General features: G+C 63.1%; 15 protein-coding genes and 1 pseudogene. 13 read left to right on the top strand and 3 right to left on the bottom strand.

Features of this window, described 5'->3' with window-relative positions; all coding sequences use genetic code 11:
- Positions 1-330: 330 nt before the first annotated feature.
- The 3 genes and pseudogenes from J2D75_RS14475 to J2D75_RS12015 all read right to left on the bottom strand — a co-directional run.
- A pseudogene (locus tag J2D75_RS14475) lies at positions 331-567 on the bottom strand (hypothetical protein); the annotation flags it as partial.
- 162 nt (positions 568-729) lie between these two features.
- Positions 730-1797, bottom strand: a complete 1068-nt coding sequence (gene hisC, locus J2D75_RS12020; RefSeq protein ID WP_207855058.1) for a histidinol-phosphate transaminase — start codon at positions 1795-1797, stop codon at positions 730-732.
- Positions 1798-1897: 100 nt separating this feature from the next.
- Positions 1898-2467 carry an ankyrin repeat domain-containing protein gene (locus tag J2D75_RS12015; protein WP_207855075.1) on the bottom strand — a complete coding sequence of 190 codons (570 nt, stop codon included), beginning with the start codon at positions 2465-2467 and terminating at the stop codon, positions 1898-1900.
- A 294-nt stretch (positions 2468-2761) separates the two neighbouring features.
- On the opposite strand from J2D75_RS12015, the gene tkt reads away from it, so the two are divergent.
- The 13 genes from tkt (at position 2762) to J2D75_RS11950 (ending at position 19725) form a co-directional block, all read left to right on the top strand.
- On the top strand, positions 2762-4879 hold the full coding sequence (tkt, locus tag J2D75_RS12010) for a transketolase (protein ID WP_207855057.1): 2118 nt from the start codon (positions 2762-2764) through the stop codon (positions 4877-4879).
- Between the two features lie 143 nt (positions 4880-5022).
- On the top strand, positions 5023-7905 hold the full coding sequence (locus J2D75_RS12005) for a bifunctional transaldolase/phosoglucose isomerase (RefSeq protein ID WP_207855056.1): 2883 nt from the start codon (positions 5023-5025) through the stop codon (positions 7903-7905).
- Positions 7906-7910: 5 nt separating this feature from the next.
- Positions 7911-8924 carry a phosphogluconate dehydrogenase (NAD(+)-dependent, decarboxylating) gene (gnd, locus tag J2D75_RS12000; RefSeq protein ID WP_207855055.1) on the top strand — a complete coding sequence of 338 codons (1014 nt, stop codon included), beginning with the start codon at positions 7911-7913 and terminating at the stop codon, positions 8922-8924.
- A 5-nt stretch (positions 8925-8929) separates the two neighbouring features.
- Positions 8930-9706, top strand: a complete 777-nt coding sequence (gene pgl, locus J2D75_RS11995; protein ID WP_207855054.1) for a 6-phosphogluconolactonase — start codon at positions 8930-8932, stop codon at positions 9704-9706.
- A 128-nt stretch (positions 9707-9834) separates the two neighbouring features.
- Complete coding sequence (rpiA, locus tag J2D75_RS11990) at positions 9835-10548, top strand: ribose-5-phosphate isomerase RpiA (protein ID WP_207855053.1); 714 nt, start codon at positions 9835-9837, stop codon at positions 10546-10548.
- A gap of 36 nt (positions 10549-10584) precedes the next feature.
- Positions 10585-11166 carry a gluconokinase, GntK/IdnK-type gene (locus J2D75_RS11985; RefSeq protein ID WP_207855052.1) on the top strand — a complete coding sequence of 194 codons (582 nt, stop codon included), beginning with the start codon at positions 10585-10587 and terminating at the stop codon, positions 11164-11166.
- A 24-nt stretch (positions 11167-11190) separates the two neighbouring features.
- Complete coding sequence (locus tag J2D75_RS11980) at positions 11191-11418, top strand: hypothetical protein (RefSeq protein ID WP_207855051.1); 228 nt, start codon at positions 11191-11193, stop codon at positions 11416-11418.
- 15 nt (positions 11419-11433) lie between these two features.
- Positions 11434-12561, top strand: a complete 1128-nt coding sequence (locus tag J2D75_RS11975) for an ABC transporter substrate-binding protein (protein ID WP_265783028.1) — start codon at positions 11434-11436, stop codon at positions 12559-12561.
- A gap of 153 nt (positions 12562-12714) precedes the next feature.
- Complete coding sequence (locus J2D75_RS11970) at positions 12715-14289, top strand: globin-coupled sensor protein (RefSeq protein ID WP_207855050.1); 1575 nt, start codon at positions 12715-12717, stop codon at positions 14287-14289.
- Positions 14290-14338: 49 nt separating this feature from the next.
- A complete protein-coding gene (locus J2D75_RS11965) occupies positions 14339-15388 on the top strand; it encodes a glycosyltransferase family protein (RefSeq protein WP_207855049.1) in 1050 nt (349 codons plus the stop codon).
- On the top strand, positions 15382-16746 hold the full coding sequence (locus J2D75_RS11960; RefSeq protein WP_207855048.1) for an O-antigen ligase family protein: 1365 nt from the start codon (positions 15382-15384) through the stop codon (positions 16744-16746). Before J2D75_RS11965 ends, J2D75_RS11960 begins: the two co-directional genes overlap by 7 nt.
- Positions 16747-16797: 51 nt before the next feature.
- Positions 16798-18612 (top strand): chloride channel protein, encoded by a 1815-nt coding sequence (locus J2D75_RS11955; protein ID WP_207855047.1) that lies wholly within the window; start codon positions 16798-16800, stop codon positions 18610-18612.
- Positions 18613-18699: 87 nt separating this feature from the next.
- Complete coding sequence (locus J2D75_RS11950) at positions 18700-19725, top strand: NAD(P)H-quinone oxidoreductase (RefSeq protein WP_243428720.1); 1026 nt, start codon at positions 18700-18702, stop codon at positions 19723-19725.
- Positions 19726-19808: the final 83 nt, after the last annotated feature.

Here is a 19808-nt window from a genome sequence, read left to right as displayed (position 1 = left end):
GTGCCCGTGCGGCAAAATCCGTGACCACTCCACCAGTCCCGGATCGGAAGGATGAGGAGATTCCAACCATCACGACACTCCCACCTGCGGCCTTACGGCCCGCGCTACGCCCTTCTGGCGCGGCCCCTCATGGCTGTATCCTTAACATGCACCCAGAACACGCGCAAAAGCCCCGCCGCCACCGGATATGCAGCGGGGTGGTAACCTTTAACGCCAGTTGGGGCCAGACCGCACGGGCGTCAACCCCGACAGGTCATGGGCGGCGCGCAGGCCACCACCGGCCCGACGGCCACCACGTGCGCCACCACGGCTTTCTCCCGCAGCGCCACGGCCTGCGCCACCACGGGCCTCGGCGGTTTTTTCGGCTCCGGCTTTCAGCACCGGGGCGGCCGCCAGTTCCGCTTCAAGCTGGGCAATACGCTTGCGCACGCTTTCACGCAGGGCAGGCGAGGTGTGAGACTTCATGGAAGCCAGCGTCTCCTTGAGGTCGCGCAACTGCTTCTGCTTTTCCGCCAGTGAGCGACGAATGGGCTGGTTATCCGACATCTGACCATGAAACGAACGCATCGTTCTCTCTCTTCCCCCATACAGAGGCCGCGCGCCTGTTTACCGCACGGCAGATTATTGAAAATACCGGATTCCCCGCCCCTTTATTCAGGGGCGGAACAGCCGCAACACCGCACAGCCCGCCAGCATGGAGCCAACGCTATGGCGCGGATTGCGACCGTTTTATGAATTTCGGTGCAGGATCTCCCGCAGCGCATCAAGCAGTGCCTGGCACTGCGCGTCCGTTCCGACCGTGATACGAAGCCACGCTTCGGTGCGCTCACCCTTAAGGTGACGGACGATAATCGCTTTCTCCCTCAGTCGGGCGGCCAGTTCAGCCGCCTCGCGGTTCGGGTGGCGAGTGTACACAAAATTCGCACAGGACGGCAAGACATCAAAGCCGTGTTCCACAAGCCCGGCAGACAACCGCTCACGGCTGTCGATCACCCGCTCCACACACTGGGCCAGCCAGACTTCATCCTCAACAGAGGCCAGCGCTCCGGCCTGCGCCAGACGGTCGAGCGGATAGGAGTTGAAGCTGTCCTTGATACGCGTCAGCCCTTCGATCAGCTCAGGCTGGCCATAGGCAAACCCGACACGCAGCCCTGCCAGCGCCCGGGATTTGGAGAAGGTCTGCACCACCAGCAGGTTGGGGTATTCCCGCACCAGCCCTGCGGCACTCTGCGCACCAAAATCAACATAGGCCTCATCCACCAGCACCACGCGATCCGGGTGCTGTTCAAGCAGGCGACGGATCGTGTCCAGATCCAGCGCCATGCCAGTGGGGGCATTGGGGTTTGCGAGCACCACACCACCACACGGGCCAGCATAGTCCTCCACCTGCACACGCATACCATCATCCAGCGGCACCAGACGGTAAGGCAGGCTGTAAAGGCCGCAATACACCTTGTAAAAACTATAGGTTACATCAGCAAACAGAACCGGCTCGCCATGGCTGAAAAACGCCTGAAAAGCATGGGCCAGCACCTCGTCCGACCCGTTACCCACGAACACATGCGCGGCATCCAGCCCTACGCGCTGGCCCAGCGCCGTACGCAGGGCCAGCGCCTCGGGGTCGGGGTAGAGTCGCAGCGTGTCATCCGCCGCCGCACGCAGAGCCGCCAGCGCACGGGGCGAGGGGCCATACGGCAGTTCGTTGGTATTCAGCTTGATCAGATTGGCGATACGAGGCTGCTCACCCGGCACATAAGGGGTCAGGCGATGAACGAGAGGGCTCCAGAAACGGCTCATATCCGACGCAATCCAGCAAAAAACGACACATTAGGCCACCGGCGGAGCAGCGTTTGCCCCGCCGGTCATGACCGAAAAAAGAAAAAACAGACCCGGCTTTTCAGGCTTTGTCCGACTGCTGTTCCAGCACCTGCGCCAGCGCAGCGCCCCCCTGACGGCGGGCCAGTTCAATGGCGTTCAGGCCCTCGCCATCCCGGCGGTGCGGATCAGCACCGGCCGCCAGCAACAGGCGCGCCATGTCTTCGCGCCCGAACATGACGGCAAACATCAGCGGCGTGCGGCCCACGGCATTGGCCACATCCACCCCGGCTCCGGATTCCAGCAGCAGGCGCGCCAGAGCCAGATCACCCTTGAAGGCAACCCCGGCAAGGGCGGTCGCCCCTTTTTCGTCCTGCGCATTAACATCCGCGCCGTGGGCCAGCAGAACCCGCGCGGCTTCAAGGTGGCCGTTATAGGTAGCCAGAATCAGGGGCGTATAGCCTTTGTCCGTACGCAGGTCAGGCGCCATGCCCGCACCGAGAAAACGGCCAAGCAGTTCTGCCTCACCCTCGCGCGCGGCATCCAGAAACAGGGCTTCCACCTGCGCACGGGTAAAACCGGGCGCATCCCCGCTCTGGCCCCGGCCCGTGCTGTCGGACCCGTGCGGAGTCCGGGCAGACTCTTGCGTCATCATTGATCTCCGGCAAACATGAGTGAAGGACAGACGGAAAAACCATCCATGCCCAGCCAGCATATCCTGCACGGAGCCAGACGGCAAACATGGCGGCAAACGTCCGCTACAGCCCTTCCGGCCCCTGCGTCTATGCCCGGCATAACCGCCCCTCGTGCACCTAAACCAACGCACATGACTTGCCGAAAAACCCGGAAACATGGAAATGTGCCCCGCATGGTGTAGGGCTGGTAGCAGACCCTTGATTGTTTATGACGCCACAAAGGTACAACTCAGGTGAAGAACAGGTCTGTCATGCGCGCTTCTCTCCCCTCCCCCGTTTGCGCGCCGGAAGGTGTTTCCTCCGCGGCTCCCCGCAACGATGCGCTGGACACAACGTGCATCAACACCATGCGCACATTGGTGATGGACGCTGTGCAGAAAGCCAATTCGGGCCATCCCGGAGCGGCCATGTCCATGGCGCCGGTGGCCTATACGCTGTGGCAGAACGTGCTACGCTACGACCCCGCCGACCCGCTATGGCCCAACCGCGACCGCTTTGTGCTGTCCATCGGCCATGCCTCCATGCTGCTGTATACCCTGATCCACCTTGCGGGCATCCGGCAGGTGAAGGATGGCAAGGTCACGGCCGAACCCGCTCTGAGCGTTGCCGACCTTGAGCAATTCCGCCAGCTTGGCTCCAAAACCCCCGGCCACCCCGAATACGGCCACACCACGGGCGTTGAAACCACCACAGGCCCGCTGGGCGCTGGCTGCGCCACCTCCGCAGGCATGGCCATGGCCGAAAAATGGCTGGCCGCACGCTACAACCGCCCCGGTTTCGAGCTGTTCAACCACGCCGTTTATACCCTGTGCGGCGATGGCGACATGATGGAAGGCGTAACCAGCGAGGCCGCCTCCCTTGCCGGGCACCTGAAGCTGGGCAACCTGATCTGGATTTATGATTCGAACCGGATTTCCATCGAAGGCTCGACCGATGTCGCCTTCACGGAAAACGTGGCCGAGCGCTTTGCCGCCTATGGCTGGCAGGTGCTTGACCTGCCCGATGCGAACGACACCGCCGCCCTGCAAACCCTGCTGACACAGGCCCGCGCCGAAACCGACCGCCCCACGCTGATTATCGCGCATTCCGTCATTGCCTGGGGCGCGCCCCACAAGGCGGGCAAAGCCTCAGCCCACGGCGAGCCGCTGGGCACGGAGGAAGTGCGTGAAACCAAAAAGGCGCTCGGCTGGCCCGAGGACAGCCAGTTTCTGGTGCCCGATGGCGTACTGGCCCACCTGCAGGCAGGCCTTGGCGCACGCGGCGCAGCCGAGCGGGCGCGCTGGTATGCCCTGTTTGATGCCTACCGCGCAGCCAATCCGGCCGAAGCCGCCGAACTGGATGCGATTTTTGCCAACACCCTGCCCACCGGCTGGGACGAGGCGCTGCCCACCTACCCCGCCAGCGCCAAAGGCACAGCCAGCCGCGCCAGCTCGGGCGAAACGCTGAACGCACTGGCCACGCGCCTGCCCTGGCTGCTTGGCGGTTCGGCCGATCTCGCACCCTCCACCAAAACCCTGTTGAGCGGGCAGGACAGCTACCAGCCACCGCAGTGGGGCGGGCAGTACAGCGGACGCAACTTCCATTTTGGCGTGCGTGAACACGCCATGGGTTCCATGGCCAACGGCATGGCGCTGTATGGCCTGCGTTCCTACGCTGCGGGCTTCCTGATTTTTTCGGACTACATGAAGGCGCCTATCCGCCTTTCCGCCCTCATGGGGCTGCCGGTTACCTATATCTTTACGCACGACTCCATTGGCGTGGGCGAAGACGGGCCGACACACCAGCCAATCGAACAGCTTGTCCAGCTCCGCGCCACACCGGGCCTGACCACCCTGCGCCCCGCCGATGCCAACGAAGTGGTGGAAGCATGGCGCTTTGTGGCCACCCACACCAACGGCCCCGTAGCCCTCGCACTGAGCCGCCAGAACCTGCCGACACTCGACCGCACGCAGTTCGCCCCCGCCAGCGGTGTGGCCAAGGGCGGCTACGTGCTGGGTGGCAATGAAGCCCGCCCCGCCGTGATCCTGATTGCCACGGGCAGTGAAGTCGGTCTGGCTGTCAGCGCCTATGAAACCCTGCGGGCCGAAGGCATTGCCGCACGCGTTGTGTCCATGCCGAGCTGGGAACTGTTTGAAGCGCAGCCACAATCCTACCGTGATACGGTGCTACCCCCCGATGTAACTGCAAGGGTAGTGGTGGAAGCCGCCTCCCCCATCGGCTGGGATCGCTACGCGGGCGCTACGGGTGAAATCATTGCCATGCGTGGCTTTGGTGCCTCGGCCCCGGCGGGGCAACTGGCCGAGCAGTTCGGCTTTACGGTTGAAGCCGTACTGGCGGCCGCCCGCCGTCAGCTCGCCCGCGCGGGCTGAATCATCCCGGCACGGGCCACCCACACGGTGGCTACGGCCAGGCCAGATGGCCACAGGACAAAAGACCACGCCCACCCCGGCCAAGCCGTGCAGCCACAGGCCAGCCGGGGTACGGGAGCGGATGACAAGCTAAGGACAGGTGCATGACAGCCTCCGCCATTTCCGGTGCCAACCCGTTGCAGGGTCTGGCGACATTCCAGCAATCTCCCTGGCTGGACTTCATCCGACGCGGCTTTGTGCAGGACGGCTCGCTCGAACGTCTGGTGCAGGCAGGCGACATCCGGGGCGTGACCTCAAACCCCGCCATTTTCCAGAAAGCCATGGGCGAAGGCACGGAATACGACGCGCAGATGCGCGATGTGCTGGCCCACGCCACCCCCACACCCGGCGCGCTGTACGAACAGCTTGCCATCCGCGACATTCAGGCTGCCGCCCATGTGCTGGCACCGGTTTACACCGCCAGCGCCGGGCGCGATGGCTTTGTCAGCCTTGAGGTTTCGCCCTATCTCGCGCGCGATGAGGAGGCAACCGCCGAGGAAGCCGCCCGCCTGTGGGCTGCGGTGGACAAAGCCAACCTGATGGTGAAAATTCCCGCCACCCCGCAGAGCGTACCCGCCATCCGGCGCAGCATCGCGGCGGGGATCAATGTCAATGTCACGCTCATTTTCTCGCTCAGCGCCTATCGCGATGTCGTGGAAGCCTGGCTGAGCGGGCTGGAAGAGCTGCACGCACGCGGGGGCGACCTGTCGCGCGTGGCCTCGGTGGCCTCGTTCTTTGTCAGCCGTATTGACGCCAAGCTGGACAGCGCCATCGACCGCCGCGTGAAAGCAGGCGACAAAGATGCCCAAGCCCTGCTGGCCCTGCGCGGGCAGGTTGCCATTGCCAATGCCAAGATGGCTTATGCCTACTGGCAAGAAATCATGCAGACCCCGCGCTGGAAAACACTGGAAGCCGCCGGAGCGCAGACGCAGCGCCTGCTCTGGGCTTCCACCGGCACCAAAGACCCCGCCTATAGCGATGTGCTGTACGTAGAAACGCTGATCGGCCCGCACACGGTCAACACCCTGCCCCCCGCCACGATGGACGCCTTCCGCGACCACGGCACCCCGCGTGAAACCCTGACCGTAGGCGTGGATCATGCCCGCCATGTCATGGAACAGGCCGAGACGCTGGGCCTTGATCTGGACGGCGTAACCGCCACCCTGCTCGATGAAGGCGTAAGCGCCTTCGAGGATGCGTTTGACGCGCTGCTCGGCTCCGTGGCGGCCAAACAGGTAGCCCTGATGGGCAACAGCCTGACCGACATGAAAACCGCCCTGCCCGCAGAACTGGAAAGTGCGGTAGCCAAAGGGCTGGAAGAATGGCGGCGCAGCGGGGCCATCCGCCGCCTGTGGGCGCATGACGCCAGCGTGTGGACCAATGGGCCGGAAGGCCAATGGCTCAACTGGCTGGGCGCGGTTGATGCCGGGCTTAAAAACCTTGCCGCGCTTGAAACCTTCCAGAACGAAGTCAAGGCGCGTGGATTCAAGCACGTGCTGCTGATGGGCATGGGCGGCTCCAGCCTTGGCCCGGAAGTGCTGGGCATGACCTTTGGCAAGCATGAAAGCTTTGGCCATCTGCTTGTGCTCGACAGCACCGATCCGCAGCAGGTCGCGCATTTTACCAGCCAGATCGACCCGGCACATACGCTGTTTATCGTGGCGTCCAAGTCCGGCACCACGCTTGAGCCCAATATCATGCTGGCCTATTTCCTTGATCTGGCCCGCAAGGCGCTGGGCGAGGCAGCAGGCACACAGTTTGTGGCCATTACCGACCCCGGCTCCAAGCTGGAGACACTGGCGCAGGCCGAAGGCTTCTGGAAAATCTTCCCCGGCGACCCGCAGATCGGCGGACGCTACTCCATCCTGTCCAATTTCGGGCTGGTGCCTGCCGCCGCCATTGGTGTGGCGCTGCGCCTGTTCTTGCAGGACGCGCAGCGGGGCGCGCATCTGTGCGATGCCTCAAGCCCGCCCGCCGTCAATCCCGGCGTGCGTCTGGGCACGCTGCTGGGTGTGGCCGCACGCGAGTTCGGGCGCGACAAGCTGACGGTGATCGCCACCCCTGAAATCGCGGATTTTGGCGCATGGCTGGAACAGCTCGTGGCCGAATCCACCGGCAAGCAGGGGCGCGGCATTATCCCACTGGATAACGAAACCCCCGGCGGGCTGAAGCACTACGGCAAGGACAGGCTGTTCCTTTACCTGCGCCTCGCCCCCTCGCACCGCCATGAACAGGACGAAACGGTAGCCGCACTGGTGGAGGCCGGGCAACCTGTCGTCACCATTACGCTGCATGAGCGCCGCCAGATCGCGCAGGAGTTCTTCCGCTGGGAAATCGCTACCGCTGTCGCGGGGGCATTCCTTGGCATAGACCCGTTCGATCAGCCGGATGTCGAATCCAACAAGATCGAAACCCGCAAGCTGACGGAAGCCTTCGAAAAAACCGGAGCGCTCCCGCCCGAAACACCGTTTGCCCGCTTTGGTGCGCTGTCTTTCCTTGCGGACCCGGCCAACACGCAAGCCCTGACCGCCACCACGCCGGACAGCGCCGCCACTGTGCTGCACACGCATTTCTCGCGCCTGCGCGCTGGGGACTACGCCGCCCTGCTGGCGTTTATCGTGCGGGATCGCCGCACCATGGAATGGATGCAACATAACCGCCTGCATGTGCGCGATGTCTGCAATGTCGCCACCACCGCGCAGTTCGGGCCGCGCTTCCTGCATTCCACCGGGCAAGCCTACAAGGGCGGGCCGGATACGGGGGTGTTCCTCCAGATTACGGCGGATGACGCGCATGACCTGCCCGTGCCCGGCACAGGCTACACGTTTGGCATTGTCAAAGCCGCACAGGCCCGTGGCGATTTCGATGTTCTGGCCGAACGTAAACGGCGCGCCTTGCGGGTTCATATCCACGGCGATCTGCACGAAGGGCTTGCAGCGCTGGCCACCGCACTGCATGACGCCCTGCAAGCAATAGCAGCGGAGTAACAGAAATGCGGATCGGCATCGTCGGACTGGGCCGGATGGGGGGCAATATTGCCGTCCGCCTGACACGTCATGGGCATGAAGTTGTGGTGCATGACCGGGATACGGCAGCGGTGGAAAAAACCGTGGCCCGCGCAGAAGCCGGGCGCGCCACCCCGGCCACAAGCCTTGCGGAACTGGTGACGCTGCTGGGCGCTGGCAGCCCGGACACCACCCGCCGCGTGGTGTGGTCGATGCTGCCCGCAGGCGACATTACGGAAGAAACCGTTCAGTCACTGGCCGGGCTGATGGGCCGGGGCGACATCATCATTGATGGGGGCAACACCTACTACAAGGATGACATCCGCCGTGCGCGCGTGCTGGCGGAAAAAGGGATCGACTATCTCGATATCGGCACATCCGGCGGGGTGTGGGGGCTAGAGCGCGGCTACTGCATGATGTACGGCGGCGACAGACAGGCTGCTGATTACATCGACCCCATCCTGTCCGCCCTCGCCCCCGGCAAGGGTGACATTCCGCCCACGCGCGGGCGTGAGCGCGATGGCCTCGACCCCCGCGCCGAGCAGGGCTACCTGTATTGCGGGCCTGCGGGTTCGGGCCATTTTGTCAAAATGGTTCATAACGGCATCGAATACGGCATGATGCAGGCCTTTGCCGAAGGCTTTGATGTCATGCACCGCAAGGATTCGCCGCTGGTGGCCGAGGGTGAGCGCTTTTCGCTTAACATGGCCGACATTGCCGAAGTCTGGCGGCGCGGCAGCGTTGTCTCCTCATGGCTGCTCGACCTGACGGCTGAAGCCCTCGCCCGCACGGGAGACCTGTCTGAATTCAGCGGTGAAGTATCGGATTCCGGTGAAGGCCGCTGGACAATCGAAGCCGCGATTGAAGAAGCCGTGCCGGTGCCGGTCATGACCGCCGCCCTGTTCACGCGCTTTCGCTCACGCAGCGGCAACACCTTTGCTGAAAAAGTCCTGTCGGCCATGCGCTTCGGCTTTGGCGGGCATGTAGAAAGCAAGGACTGAACACCATGTCTGCCCCCCCGAACGCCGCTACCGGCGCATTGCAGGTTTTTCCCGATAAAGACACGCTGGTGCAGGCGCTGGCCGAGCATCTGCTGGCACTGGCCGACAGCACGCTGGCTGAAGGGGGGGCTGAACGCTTTTTCCGCATCGCCCTCAGCGGGGGCGGCACCCCGCAAGCCCTGTACACGCTCATGGCCAGCCCGGACTATGCCAGCCGCTTTCCATGGGCGCGTACGCAGTTTTTCATGGTGGATGACCGCTTTGTCCCGCACAGCCATGCGGACAGCAATGGCGGCATGCTCCAGCGCCTGCTGTTCGATAAGGTGCCTGTGCCACCGGCCAACATCTTTCTCATGCCTGACAGCGGCGCCCCGGCCGATGCCGCACGCACTTACGAAACCACGCTGCGCCACGCCACGGGCCTGACAGAACTGGCCACAACCGATAAGGCCACAACCCCGCCGCTGCTTGATGTCTGCCTGATGGGCATTGGCACCGACGGGCACACCGCCTCGCTGTTTCCGGGGCTGTCGGTACTGGACAACACCACAGACTGGGTAGCGCATTGCACGCCCGCTACAGCCCCCCATACCCGCCTGACCCTGACCTACCCGGCCATTGCGGCCAGCCGCCATGTTATTTTTCTGGTCGCCGGGGCCAGCAAGCAGGCCGTGCTGGGGCGTATTCTGGCACAGGATACCAGCCTGCCTTCCACCCATGTAACAGCCCTGCGTGACCTGACATGGTATCTCGATCAGGCGGTCGCCCCTCCGCCAGCCTGATCCAAAACCCTTTGGCATCGCACCGTGCGTGGGGGTATCGTGCGGGCGTTGCCAGCAAGGCTCTTCTTCTTGCCAAAAGATGAACGATTCTTCATATCCTTGGCAGAACCGTATTCAGGACACCCCGCATGACCGCCACACCGCCCGATCCCGCAGCTGCCTTCAAGGAACAGGCCGCCATCGCCGCTGCTGCCCTGGTAGAGGACGGCATGGCTGTAGGGCTGGGAACAGGCTCTACCGCCCGGTTTGTGGTGGCTGAACTGGGCCGCCGCGTGCGCGAGGAAGGCCTGCGCATTCGCGCTATCCCCACTTCTATCGTGACGGAAAAGCAGGCGCGTGAGGTCGGTATTCCGCTCAGCACCTTTGCACAAACACCCGCACTCGATATCGCCATTGATGGCGCGGATGAAATCGAACCCCGCAGCCTCAACCTGATCAAGGGTCTGGGTGGCGCGCTGCTATGGGAAAAAATCGTGGCCTCCGCCGCCGCGCGTTTTGTGATCGTGGCTGATGCTTCCAAATATGTCGATCATCTGGGCGCACACTGCCCGCTGCCCGTGGAAGTCATTCCTTTCGGCTGGGAAAACGTGGCCCGCAAACTCGGCGCTCTGGGCGCACAGGTAACCCCCCGCCGCCAGCGCGATGGCAGCTTTTTCCTGACCGATGAAAAAAATCTGATTCTGGACTGCGTGTTCGGCCCTATCATGAACCCCGATGCCCTCAGCACGGCTCTGGCCGAAACGGTGGGCGTGGTGGAACACGGGCTGTTCCTGCATATGGCAAGCCAGACCATTACAGCAGGCCCCGATGGCCTGCGCGTGCTCGAACCGCAAAAGAGCTGATCCGCCCACAGTAAACCAAGACAAGGGGCCAAGCCTGTGCCGCAAAATGCCTCCACCCTACCGCCTGACCACCCCCTACCCACCCAACCGGCTGCGCAGGGCATTACGCCCCGGCTGGTGGTGGTCATGGGGGTGGCGGGGGCTGGCAAAAGCACGGTTGCCGAGGGCCTGCACAACGAACTGGGCTGGCCGTGGCAGGATGCGGATGCCCTGCACAGCCCCGAAAGCCGCGCCCTTATGGCGGCAGGCACCCCTCTGGACGATACCCAGCGTGTGGACTGGCTGACCCGCTGCCATGCATGGCTGGCTGAACAGGCCCGCCATGGGCACGGCGCCATTCTGGCATGCTCCGCCCTGCGTCTGGCCCACCGCGACAGGTTGCGGGCGGATCATCTAAATCCGTTTTTTCTGGCCCTCAATGCCGACCCGGCCAGCCTGACCCAACGGCTGGAAAAACGGCCCGGCCATTTCATGCCCGCCAGCCTGCTGCCCAGCCAGCTTGCCACGCTGGAACCCCTGACCCCGGAGGAAAGTGGCGTGACCCTCCAGAGTCTGGCACAACCGGCAGAGACCATAGCCTTGGCCCTGAACGCCCTAAAACGGGCCGACCAGACTTAAAGGCCAAAGCCGGGGAGAAAGACGATGGGACATAACTACGCCAGACCGCTGACACCCGGCCAGAAACTTGAGCGCCTGTTAGAACGCATCCCCCCTGCATGGCAGATCAGGATAGAGCGTCAGGCGGGCGAGGCAACATGGCGCGCTTTAGCGCACCCTCCGGGGCAGGATGGCCAATGGAGCGACCCCGCCGCCGATCCGGCCGATGCGCTGGAAGATAGCTGGCGGCGCAACCGCACCGTACTGGCCTGAGGGATGGCCTGTCCTGTGCAAACCCCGTCGAACCCCTTCAGGCCTGCGGCCTGCCAGCGCCACCCCCGCCCAGCCCTAAAGCGCGTGGCACAGGCCATGCTGGCGGGTGTTTTTGCGGCACTTCTGCCAGCACTCCCTCTCCCTGCGCAGGCCGCGCCCCCACGCATGGTCACGGACATGGCGGGGGTGGCCGTCAGTATCCCGCAAGACAATGGGCCGATTGCCGATCTGTGGTACGCCCATAACGAAATCACCATCATGCTCGGCGGGGGAAGCCGCCTTGCTGTCAGCGCTGAAAGTCCGGCAGACAGCCCTTGGCTGTTTCATTTCTTCCCGGCCCTGCTGTCTATCCGCACAGGCATTCGCCCCGATACCGCCAGCGCGGAAGACCTGCTGGCCCGCCATATAGCGCTTGTCTTCGTTTCCTCCCGCGCCAAGGCTGAGGAACTGCGCCGCGCGGGCCTGCCTGCGCTGAGTGCGGAATACGCCACACAGGACAACCTGCTGCGTTCGCTCGATATGACAGCGCAGGCCCTCGGCACGGAGCAAGCCGCCCGCACGGCCGCTCTGTACCGCCAGCAGATGGCAGACGCCCTGACCCTGCTGCACACCCGGCTTGCCTCCCTGCCCGAACAGGACAGGCCGCGCGTGCTGCATATCGCCCGATTGGAACCCCTTCAGGTGGATGGCAGCAATACGCTGGTAGATGCCTGGATTACGGCAGCGGGCGGGCGAAATGCCGCTACGGTTTCGGGTAATCACCGCCCTGTTTCCGCTGAACAGATTCTGGCGTGGAATCCTGACATTGTTATCGTGGATGCCGCAGCCGGGGCCGTGCCTGCCACCTCACCCCTGACAGCTCTGCCCGCCCTGCAGGCCGGACGGTGGTGGCGCAATCCGCGTGGCATTTTCGCTTGGGACCGCTACGGCTGCGAAGACCTGCTGCAACTCTACTGGGCAGCGGCACGCCTGCACCCCCACCGTTTTGCGGATATCAATATCCGCACGACTGCACTGACATTTTATCAGACATTCTTTCATGTCAGCCTGACAGATGAGGAAATGACCCGTATCCTGTCGGGCGATCCCCCCCTATCGCCTTTGGCTGATAACACACGGGAAGAAAAGGAAAACAAGCCGTAATTCGTGACCCCGCTTAATGGTGCGGGCATAAAAAAGGTTTCCAAACCATGACTATGGAAACCCGCGTCCAACGCACGGTCTTACTTCTGGTGCGTTGCTTTTAAAGCTTGGATCGCCTCTGCCCCACCCTTGGCCTGTCATGGATCGCGAACAATGTCCTTTTCATCCTCTGTTTCCGATACCCCTTCCTATGAAACACTGAACGATACGAAGATGCTGCTCGATTTTTTTCAACTGGATGAAGCTCAGTGTCGCGCCATTCGCTCGATGCGCGATGTCATTGATCAGGCTCTACCGACCGCTCTGGACAAATTTTACGATCAGGCCAGAAAAACGCCCCAGACTAGGAGCTTTTTCTCCTCCGAGCAGCATATACAGCATGCTCGCACCGCCCAGATCGCGCACTGGAAAAACATTTCCAATGCCGATTTCGGCGAAGACTACAACAAGCGCGTGCGCGCTATCGGCACCGTGCATGCCCGTATCGGACTGGAACCGCGCTGGTACCTGGGTGGCTACGCCATTATTCTGGATTCGCTGATCCGCTCGGCACTCGAAAAAGCTGCGCCGCGGCGCGGCCTGTTTGGCAAAGGGGTGGACGAAACCTTCAGCGCCGGGCTGGCCGGGCTGTGCAAGGCGGTTCTGCTCGATATTGATCTGGCCATTTCCGTCTATCTGGAAGAGCTGGAAAAAGAGCGTGAAAAGGCCCGCGCCGAAGTGCAGGCCCGCCAGAGCAGTCAGGAAGCTCTGATCGAAAACCTCAAGGCTGGCCTGCTGGCCCTTTCAAAAGGGGATCTGGGCTTCCGGTTCGAGAACAGTTTCGAGCCGGAATTCGAAGAGCTGCGTGAAAACTTCAACGCTGCCGCAAACGCCCTGTCCAGTGCGCTGGGGCAGGTGTCCGGCGCTGTCACCCATCTTGAAACCGGGGTGGATGAAATCGCTATCGCCGCCGAAGACCTTGCACGCAGGACAGAACGGCAGGCCGCCAATCTGAGCCATGCCGCAGCCTCTGTGCGCACGGTCTCGACCGGGGTGGAACAGACCGCCCAGATCACGCTGGCTGCCTCAAAAGCCGCCAGCAGTGCGCGGGATGCGGGCCACAAGTCCAACACCGTGACACAGGAAGCCATTGCCGCCATGCGCGACATTGCGGCGTCCTCTGAAAAAATGTCCTCCATTGTCGATCTGATTGACGAAATATCGTTCCAGACCAACATTCTGTCGCTCAATGCCGGGGTGGAAGCCGCCCGCGCGGGAGAGGCCGGGCGGGGCTTTGCCGTGGTCGCAACCGAAGTACGCGTGCTGGCCGAGCGCTCGGCCCAGTCCGCCAAGGAAATCCGTAAGCTGATCAGCTCGGCGGGCCAGCAGGTAAACCACGGCGTCCGTCTGGTCGGCAATGCCAGCGACACACTGGCCGACATGTCACGACAGGTGGAAGATATTGCGGATTTTGTAAGCCGCGTCAGCAATCTTGCACAAGAACAGGTTTCAAACCTGAACGAGATCAACCGATCCGTTGCCGAAATAGACCAGACCACGCAGCAGAATGCCGCAATGGTTGAACAATCCAGTGCCGCAACCCATACCCTGCGCACCGAAACGCAGACCCTGACACGCACAATCAGCCATTTCAGGCTGGCCGAACGCAGCGCCAATCTTCCGGCACAGCTTGGCAACACCAAACCCAGACCATACACTCGTCCGGGGCTGATCGTGAACAACGGCTAGGCCCGCCAAGCACAAACACGGGCCAGGCCCACGCCGCATCAGGGACAGAATGACACAATCACCTCTGACAATCGTCAATGTGGGGGATTTTCCTACCGGGCTTCGCTCCAACACCCAGTATTCCATCCAGATCAAGCTTGCCAACGGCTTTACGCGTCTTGGCCATCTGGTACTCAACTTTGCCGACAGGGATATGGCCCGGGCGCAGTCATGGCTGAAAAGCCGCAAGCTCGGGCGGCGGGCCGTTAACGCAACCCTGATCGCGTTCTGCCGCCACCACCGGCCCGACCTGATGTTCCTTGGCCATGCGGACATGATTAACCCGCAAACGCTCGACATTATCCGTGAAAGCCTGCCCAACCTGCGGATTGCCCAGTGGAATGCCGATCCGCTGTTCGAACCCGACAATATCCGCCGTATCCGCAACAAGCTCGCTCAGGTGGATGCCACCTTCATTACCACGGCGGGCGAACCGCTGGCGCAAATGCGTGAGGGCGGGCGATACGTCATGAGCTTCATGCCCAACCCGGTTGATCGCTCGATAGAACGCGGCCGGGCTGATCTGGTGCGCGATCTGCCTTACGACCTGTTTTACGCCTGCGGCAACCCGCGCGAACCTTTGCGCACGATCTGCGGCACGGCATGGGATATGGATCGCTTTATCGGCCAGCTGGCCGAGCGCCTGCCCCAGCTCCGCATGAAACTGGCGGGCCTGCGGGGCATGCCGCATATGAACTCCACCAATTACATGCACAGTGTCGCATCCTCCGCCATCGGGCTGAACATCTCGCGCCGGGCTGATCATTTCCTGTACAGCTCAGACCGGATCGCCCAGCTTGCAGGCAATGGCACGCTGGTCGCCATAGAACGCCAGACGGGTTACGAGACATATTTCGAAGAAGACGAAATGCTGTTCTTCGCAACACAGGAAGAACTCGAAGAAAAACTGGCCCGCCTGACGGCCGAACCCGAAACGCGCATGCGCATGGCCGAAGCAGGCCGTGCACGCTATTTCGCGCGTTTCAATGAACAGGCCGTAGCCGCACATCTGATCGCGGTGCTGTTGGGCGAACGCGCCCCCGAAGACATGCCATGGTAAAGGGGACTACCGGCCTGTCCGACAAACCCGGATCAGACGCCATGACCGCCCTGCGCGCCAGCATGGGCCAGTGGTGGAACCGCTTTGCCACCCAATGGCGCGACACACCTCGCCCGCTGCTCCATCAGGTTACCCTGCTGGTGCTGGCGGCCGGGTTTGTTCTGTACCCCGAGCCAATCTGGGCAGATGTGTTCTACATCCTCATGCTGCCGCTGGCCTTGCGTGCCCTGTGGCATGCACAGGCCCAGATACGCCAGACCCTGCCCGCCCAGAAAACGGGCATGGCCGCATGGCGTACCCTGCTCGCCCGCTACTGGCGCAGCCTGCCTGTGCCAACACAACTGGCCGTAGTCATTATCGCATGGTTTACAGCCTCGCTGACATGGGATGCGCGCGTACCCTTCTCCCCCGGACTGATAGCCCTGTGGACCCTGAACGTGGTGTGTACGCTGGCCTTCGTGCTCAGCCTTGATGACGGGTTGCGCCACGGCAGGCAGTTCCGCGAGCGACTGATCTGTGTCCTGATCGGCGCGGGTATGGTGAACCTTCTCATCGTCTTCGCCCGCCTGCCCTTTCTGTTTTCGGCATTATCGAATGCCGGGCCATTCCGCATGACCGGCTGGGCGGCTTCTCGCCACCAGATTATCGGGGCAATCATTATCGGCACCATCGTGCTGCTGGCGCTGGATCGGCTGTGCCGCCATTCTTTTGCGCGGCACAAACCCGGCGTGCTCCCCGCAGGCCGTCTCCTGTGTGCGGCTGTCTGCTGCATGGGCTTCCTGTTTATGGTACTGACAGGTAGCCGTGGCCCGGTGGGCAGCATGGTTGTGGCGGCCCCCCTTCTGGCGTTCTGGGCCAACCCACGTCTGGCCCTGAAGCTGACGGCGGGCCTCCTGCTTCTGGCCGCCGTGCCCGTGCTGCTGACATTCCCCACCCTGCATCATGCCTGGCAGATGGCGATGGAGCGCGGCGATTCCTCCCGGCTGGCCATCTGGCGGACATCATGGGAGGCCATTCAGCAGCACCCATGGCTGGGCTATGGCCCGACATACCATCTCGCGCGCATTCATAATGAATCCTTTCCCCACAACCTCTTTCTGTCGGCCTGGGTGTATAATGGTGTGGTGGGGCTGGGGCTGCTGCTGGTTTTCATGCTGTCCGCCCTGCGCGCAGCCCTTGTGGCCACACCAGCAGAGCGCCCGCTGGCGGTCATTCTGCTCCTGTTCACCACGCTTTGCGCCATGACGGATATGAGCCAGATCGCCCGTGGCCCGAGCATGATGTGGTACCTGTTCTGGCTCCCGCTGCTGTTTGTTGCCTCGACCCCCGCCCGCACGAACACCCCGCCCCCGCCATAAGAGCACGCCCCCGGTTGAACCGGGTGCGGCCCTGCTGGTAAGACTGGCGGCATGACAGCCCTGCTGGAGCACCTGCGGAGTCACAACACTCCTGCCCGCCTGCTGGCCGCCCTGCGCGCGCTGGTTCGCACGGATTTCCTGTGGCTGGTTTTTCTCGCGGCCCTGTCCGGCGTACTGGCCGGGCTGTGTGTCGCGGCCATGACACAGGCCACCCTGCTTGCACACCACCTGATTGCACCGGGTATCGGGCGGCTTTCGGGACTGGCCACTGTCAGCCCGTGGCGCGTGCTGTGCGTACCGGTTGCCGGTGGGCTGCTGCTGGGCTGGTGGCAAAGACGCCTGAACCAGCAAAAACGCCGACGCCCGGTTGACCCGATCGAGGCCAATGCCCTGCATGGGGGGCGCATGTCGCTGGCCGATAGTCTTGTGGTTGCAGGGCAGACGGTGCTGTCCAACGGCTGCGGTGCCTCTTTGGGGCTGGAAGCGGGCTTCAGCCAAATGGGTTCCGCCATTGCCTCACGCATAGGCCGTCTCTTGCGGCTGCACCGCGCCGATGTGCGACTGCTCGTTGGCTGCGGGGCGGCGGGGGCTATCGGGGCGGCGTTCGATGCCCCGTTGGCTGGGGCATTCTATGCGTTTGAACTTATTATCGGCTCCTACGCCTTCACGCTGCTCGCCCCTGTCGCCAGCGCGACACTCTGCGCCCTTGCGGTTGCACGGCTGACAGGGGCATCACTCCCGGCTGTTACAGTGGCCTCCCCGGACACCATTCCGCCTCTGGCGTGGCCGCTACTGATTATTCTGGGCATAGCCTGCGCACATGCGGGCATTGTGCTGATGAAAAGTGCGGCACGGGCCGAAACCCTGTTTCGCCAGTTGCTCAAACAGGACTGGCTGCGCCCCGCTCTGGGGGGACTGCTGGTGGGGGGGCTGGCGCTGATTTCTCCCTCCGTGCTGTCATCGGGGCATATGGCCATGCGGGCACGGCTGGTTAGCCCGCCGGGTATGGAACTGGCGCTGGAACTGCTGTGCCTGAAGGTGCTGGCCACCGTTTTGTCCATCGGGGCGGGGTTTCGGGGCGGGCTGTTCTTTGCCTCGCTCTATCTGGGGGTGCTGGTGGGGGCGGTGTTCGCGGGGCTAATCGCGCCCTTTGCGCCCCTGCCGCTTTCGCTCTGCACGGTCGCGGGCATGGGGGCTTTGGCCACCGCCGTTATCGGCGCACCGCTGACCATGATCCTGCTGGCCCTCGAAACCACCCACAGTGTGGGCATGACGGCCAGCGTGGCGCTGGCGGCCATTGCCGCATCGCTGACCGTCCGGCGGTCGTTTGGCTACACCTTTGCCACATGGCGCTTTCACCTGCGCGGGGAAAATATCCGCTCAGGCGTGGATGTGGGGTGGCTGCGCGCCCTGACTGTCGCGCATATGATGCGCACCGAGACAGACTCCCTCCCCGCCGATGAGCGGGTGGAAACCGCCCGCACCGCCCTTGCAGGCCGGATGCCGCGCCATATTGTGCTGCATGATGCCCACAACCATTATCAGGGCATGGTGGACACCACGCGGCTGATGTCCATCAACGCCGTGCCGGAACACCCGCTATCGTCTCTGGCGGAGGCCCGCTTCGAAACCCTCAGCCCCGAAACCTGCATGGCCGATGCCGTAGCGGCCTTCGAGCGCACGGGCCGCCCTGCGCTGGCTGTGGTGGATGGCACGGGTCGGGTACTCGGCCTATTGAGCGAACGCTATGTGCTGCGCCGCCATGCGGAGGAGCTTGAGCGTATCCGCCGCGATCTGGCAGGGGAAAAACACATCCGCTACACACCTGCCCCCCGTAGCGGCACGGGTAGCGGCCCCCACCCCTAGCACGGACGTGAACACGCCAGACCTTGTCCGGGGTCAGGGCCGGGGTTCATAGTCGTAGTCCGTCATTTTGCGGGACACAGGTATGTCATGACAACGCACCACACCCTTCCCCCTTCCATGAAGGCGGTCTGTTTTGAAGAACCCGGCGGGCCGGACGTCTTGCGGGTTGAATCCATTGCCTTACCCACACCGGGCCGGGGCGAGGTGCTGATCCGTGTCATGGCCGCAGGGGTAAACCGCCCGGATCTGATCCAGCGGCAAGGCCTGTATCCGCCCCCGCCGGGTGCCAACCCACGACTGGGGCTTGAAATCGCGGGCGAGGTGGTTGCCTGCGGTGCACCGTTGGAAGAGGCAACCATGCCCGCCATCGGCAGCCGTGTCTGTGCCCTCACCAATGGTGGCGGCTATGCCGAATACTGTCTGGCCCCCGTAGGCCAGTGCCTGCCGTGGCCCACGGGCTTTGATGCCGTACAGGCCGCCGCCCTGCCCGAAACATATTTTACGGTCTGGTCAAACCTGTTCATGCCCGCCCTGCCCCCCAAAGGCACGCGCGTGCTTATTCATGGCGGCACAAGCGGTATCGGCACCACGGCTATCCAGCTTGTACGCGCCTTTGGGGGCGAAGCCTTTGCCACGGCGGGTTCCGCTGAAAAATGCGCCCTGTGCGAAACGCTGGGAGCACGGGCCATCAACTACCGCGAAGAAGACTTTCTGACCCGTATCCGCGCCATGACGCATGATGAGGGCGTCAATATCATTCTGGACATGATTGGCGGGGCGTATTTCAACCGCAACCTCAAATCCCTCGCGCCTGATGGGCGTCTGGTCATCATCGCCCTGCAAGGCGGGGCCAAGGCGGAACAGGCTGATCTGGCCCGGATCATGACCCGCAGGCTGATCGTAACCGGCAGCAACCTGCGCCCGCGTGATGCCGCCGCCAAGGCACGCATCGCCCACGGGCTGCGCACCCATGTCTGGCCCCTGCTGGAAGACGGCACAATCCGCCCGCTTATCCATGCCACCTACACGCTGGAACAGGCCGCCAAGGCTCAGGCCGACATGGAAGCGGGCACACATTCAGGCAAGATCATATTGCGGGTCGCCACCGACTGAGCCATATACGCGCCCACCCGGTGGCCCGGCCTCTTGACCCCGCCCCGCTCTTGAAGAATTGTACGGCTTTGAGAAACTGTGGT

It is taken from the genome of Acetobacter suratthaniensis (assembly GCF_017377745.1).
In the GTDB taxonomy this organism is placed as follows: Bacteria; Pseudomonadota; Alphaproteobacteria; order Acetobacterales; family Acetobacteraceae; genus Acetobacter; species Acetobacter suratthaniensis.
This window is presented reverse-complemented; position numbering and strand designations above follow the sequence as displayed.

Bases quoted from the DNA above. Each gene is read 5' to 3' on its own strand.
- gnd (WP_207855055.1), top strand. From the start codon at position 7,911: ATGCGGATCGGCATCGTCGGACTGGGCCGGATGGGGGGCAATATTGCC.
- J2D75_RS11965 (WP_207855049.1), top strand. From the start codon at position 14,339: ATGACACAATCACCTCTGACAATCGTCAATGTGGGGGATTTTCCTACC.
- hisC (WP_207855058.1), bottom strand. From the start codon at position 1,797: ATGAGCCGTTTCTGGAGCCCTCTCGTTCATCGCCTGACCCCTTATGTG.
- tkt (WP_207855057.1), top strand. From the start codon at position 2,762: ATGCGCGCTTCTCTCCCCTCCCCCGTTTGCGCGCCGGAAGGTGTTTCC.
- J2D75_RS11955 (WP_207855047.1), top strand. From the start codon at position 16,798: ATGACAGCCCTGCTGGAGCACCTGCGGAGTCACAACACTCCTGCCCGC.
- J2D75_RS11950 (WP_243428720.1), top strand. From the start codon at position 18,700: ATGACAACGCACCACACCCTTCCCCCTTCCATGAAGGCGGTCTGTTTT.
- J2D75_RS12005 (WP_207855056.1), top strand. From the start codon at position 5,023: ATGACAGCCTCCGCCATTTCCGGTGCCAACCCGTTGCAGGGTCTGGCG.
- J2D75_RS12015 (WP_207855075.1), bottom strand. From the start codon at position 2,467: ATGACGCAAGAGTCTGCCCGGACTCCGCACGGGTCCGACAGCACGGGC.
- J2D75_RS11980 (WP_207855051.1), top strand. From the start codon at position 11,191: ATGGGACATAACTACGCCAGACCGCTGACACCCGGCCAGAAACTTGAG.
- rpiA (WP_207855053.1), top strand. From the start codon at position 9,835: ATGACCGCCACACCGCCCGATCCCGCAGCTGCCTTCAAGGAACAGGCC.
- J2D75_RS11970 (WP_207855050.1), top strand. From the start codon at position 12,715: ATGTCCTTTTCATCCTCTGTTTCCGATACCCCTTCCTATGAAACACTG.
- J2D75_RS11960 (WP_207855048.1), top strand. From the start codon at position 15,382: ATGGTAAAGGGGACTACCGGCCTGTCCGACAAACCCGGATCAGACGCC.
- pgl (WP_207855054.1), top strand. From the start codon at position 8,930: ATGTCTGCCCCCCCGAACGCCGCTACCGGCGCATTGCAGGTTTTTCCC.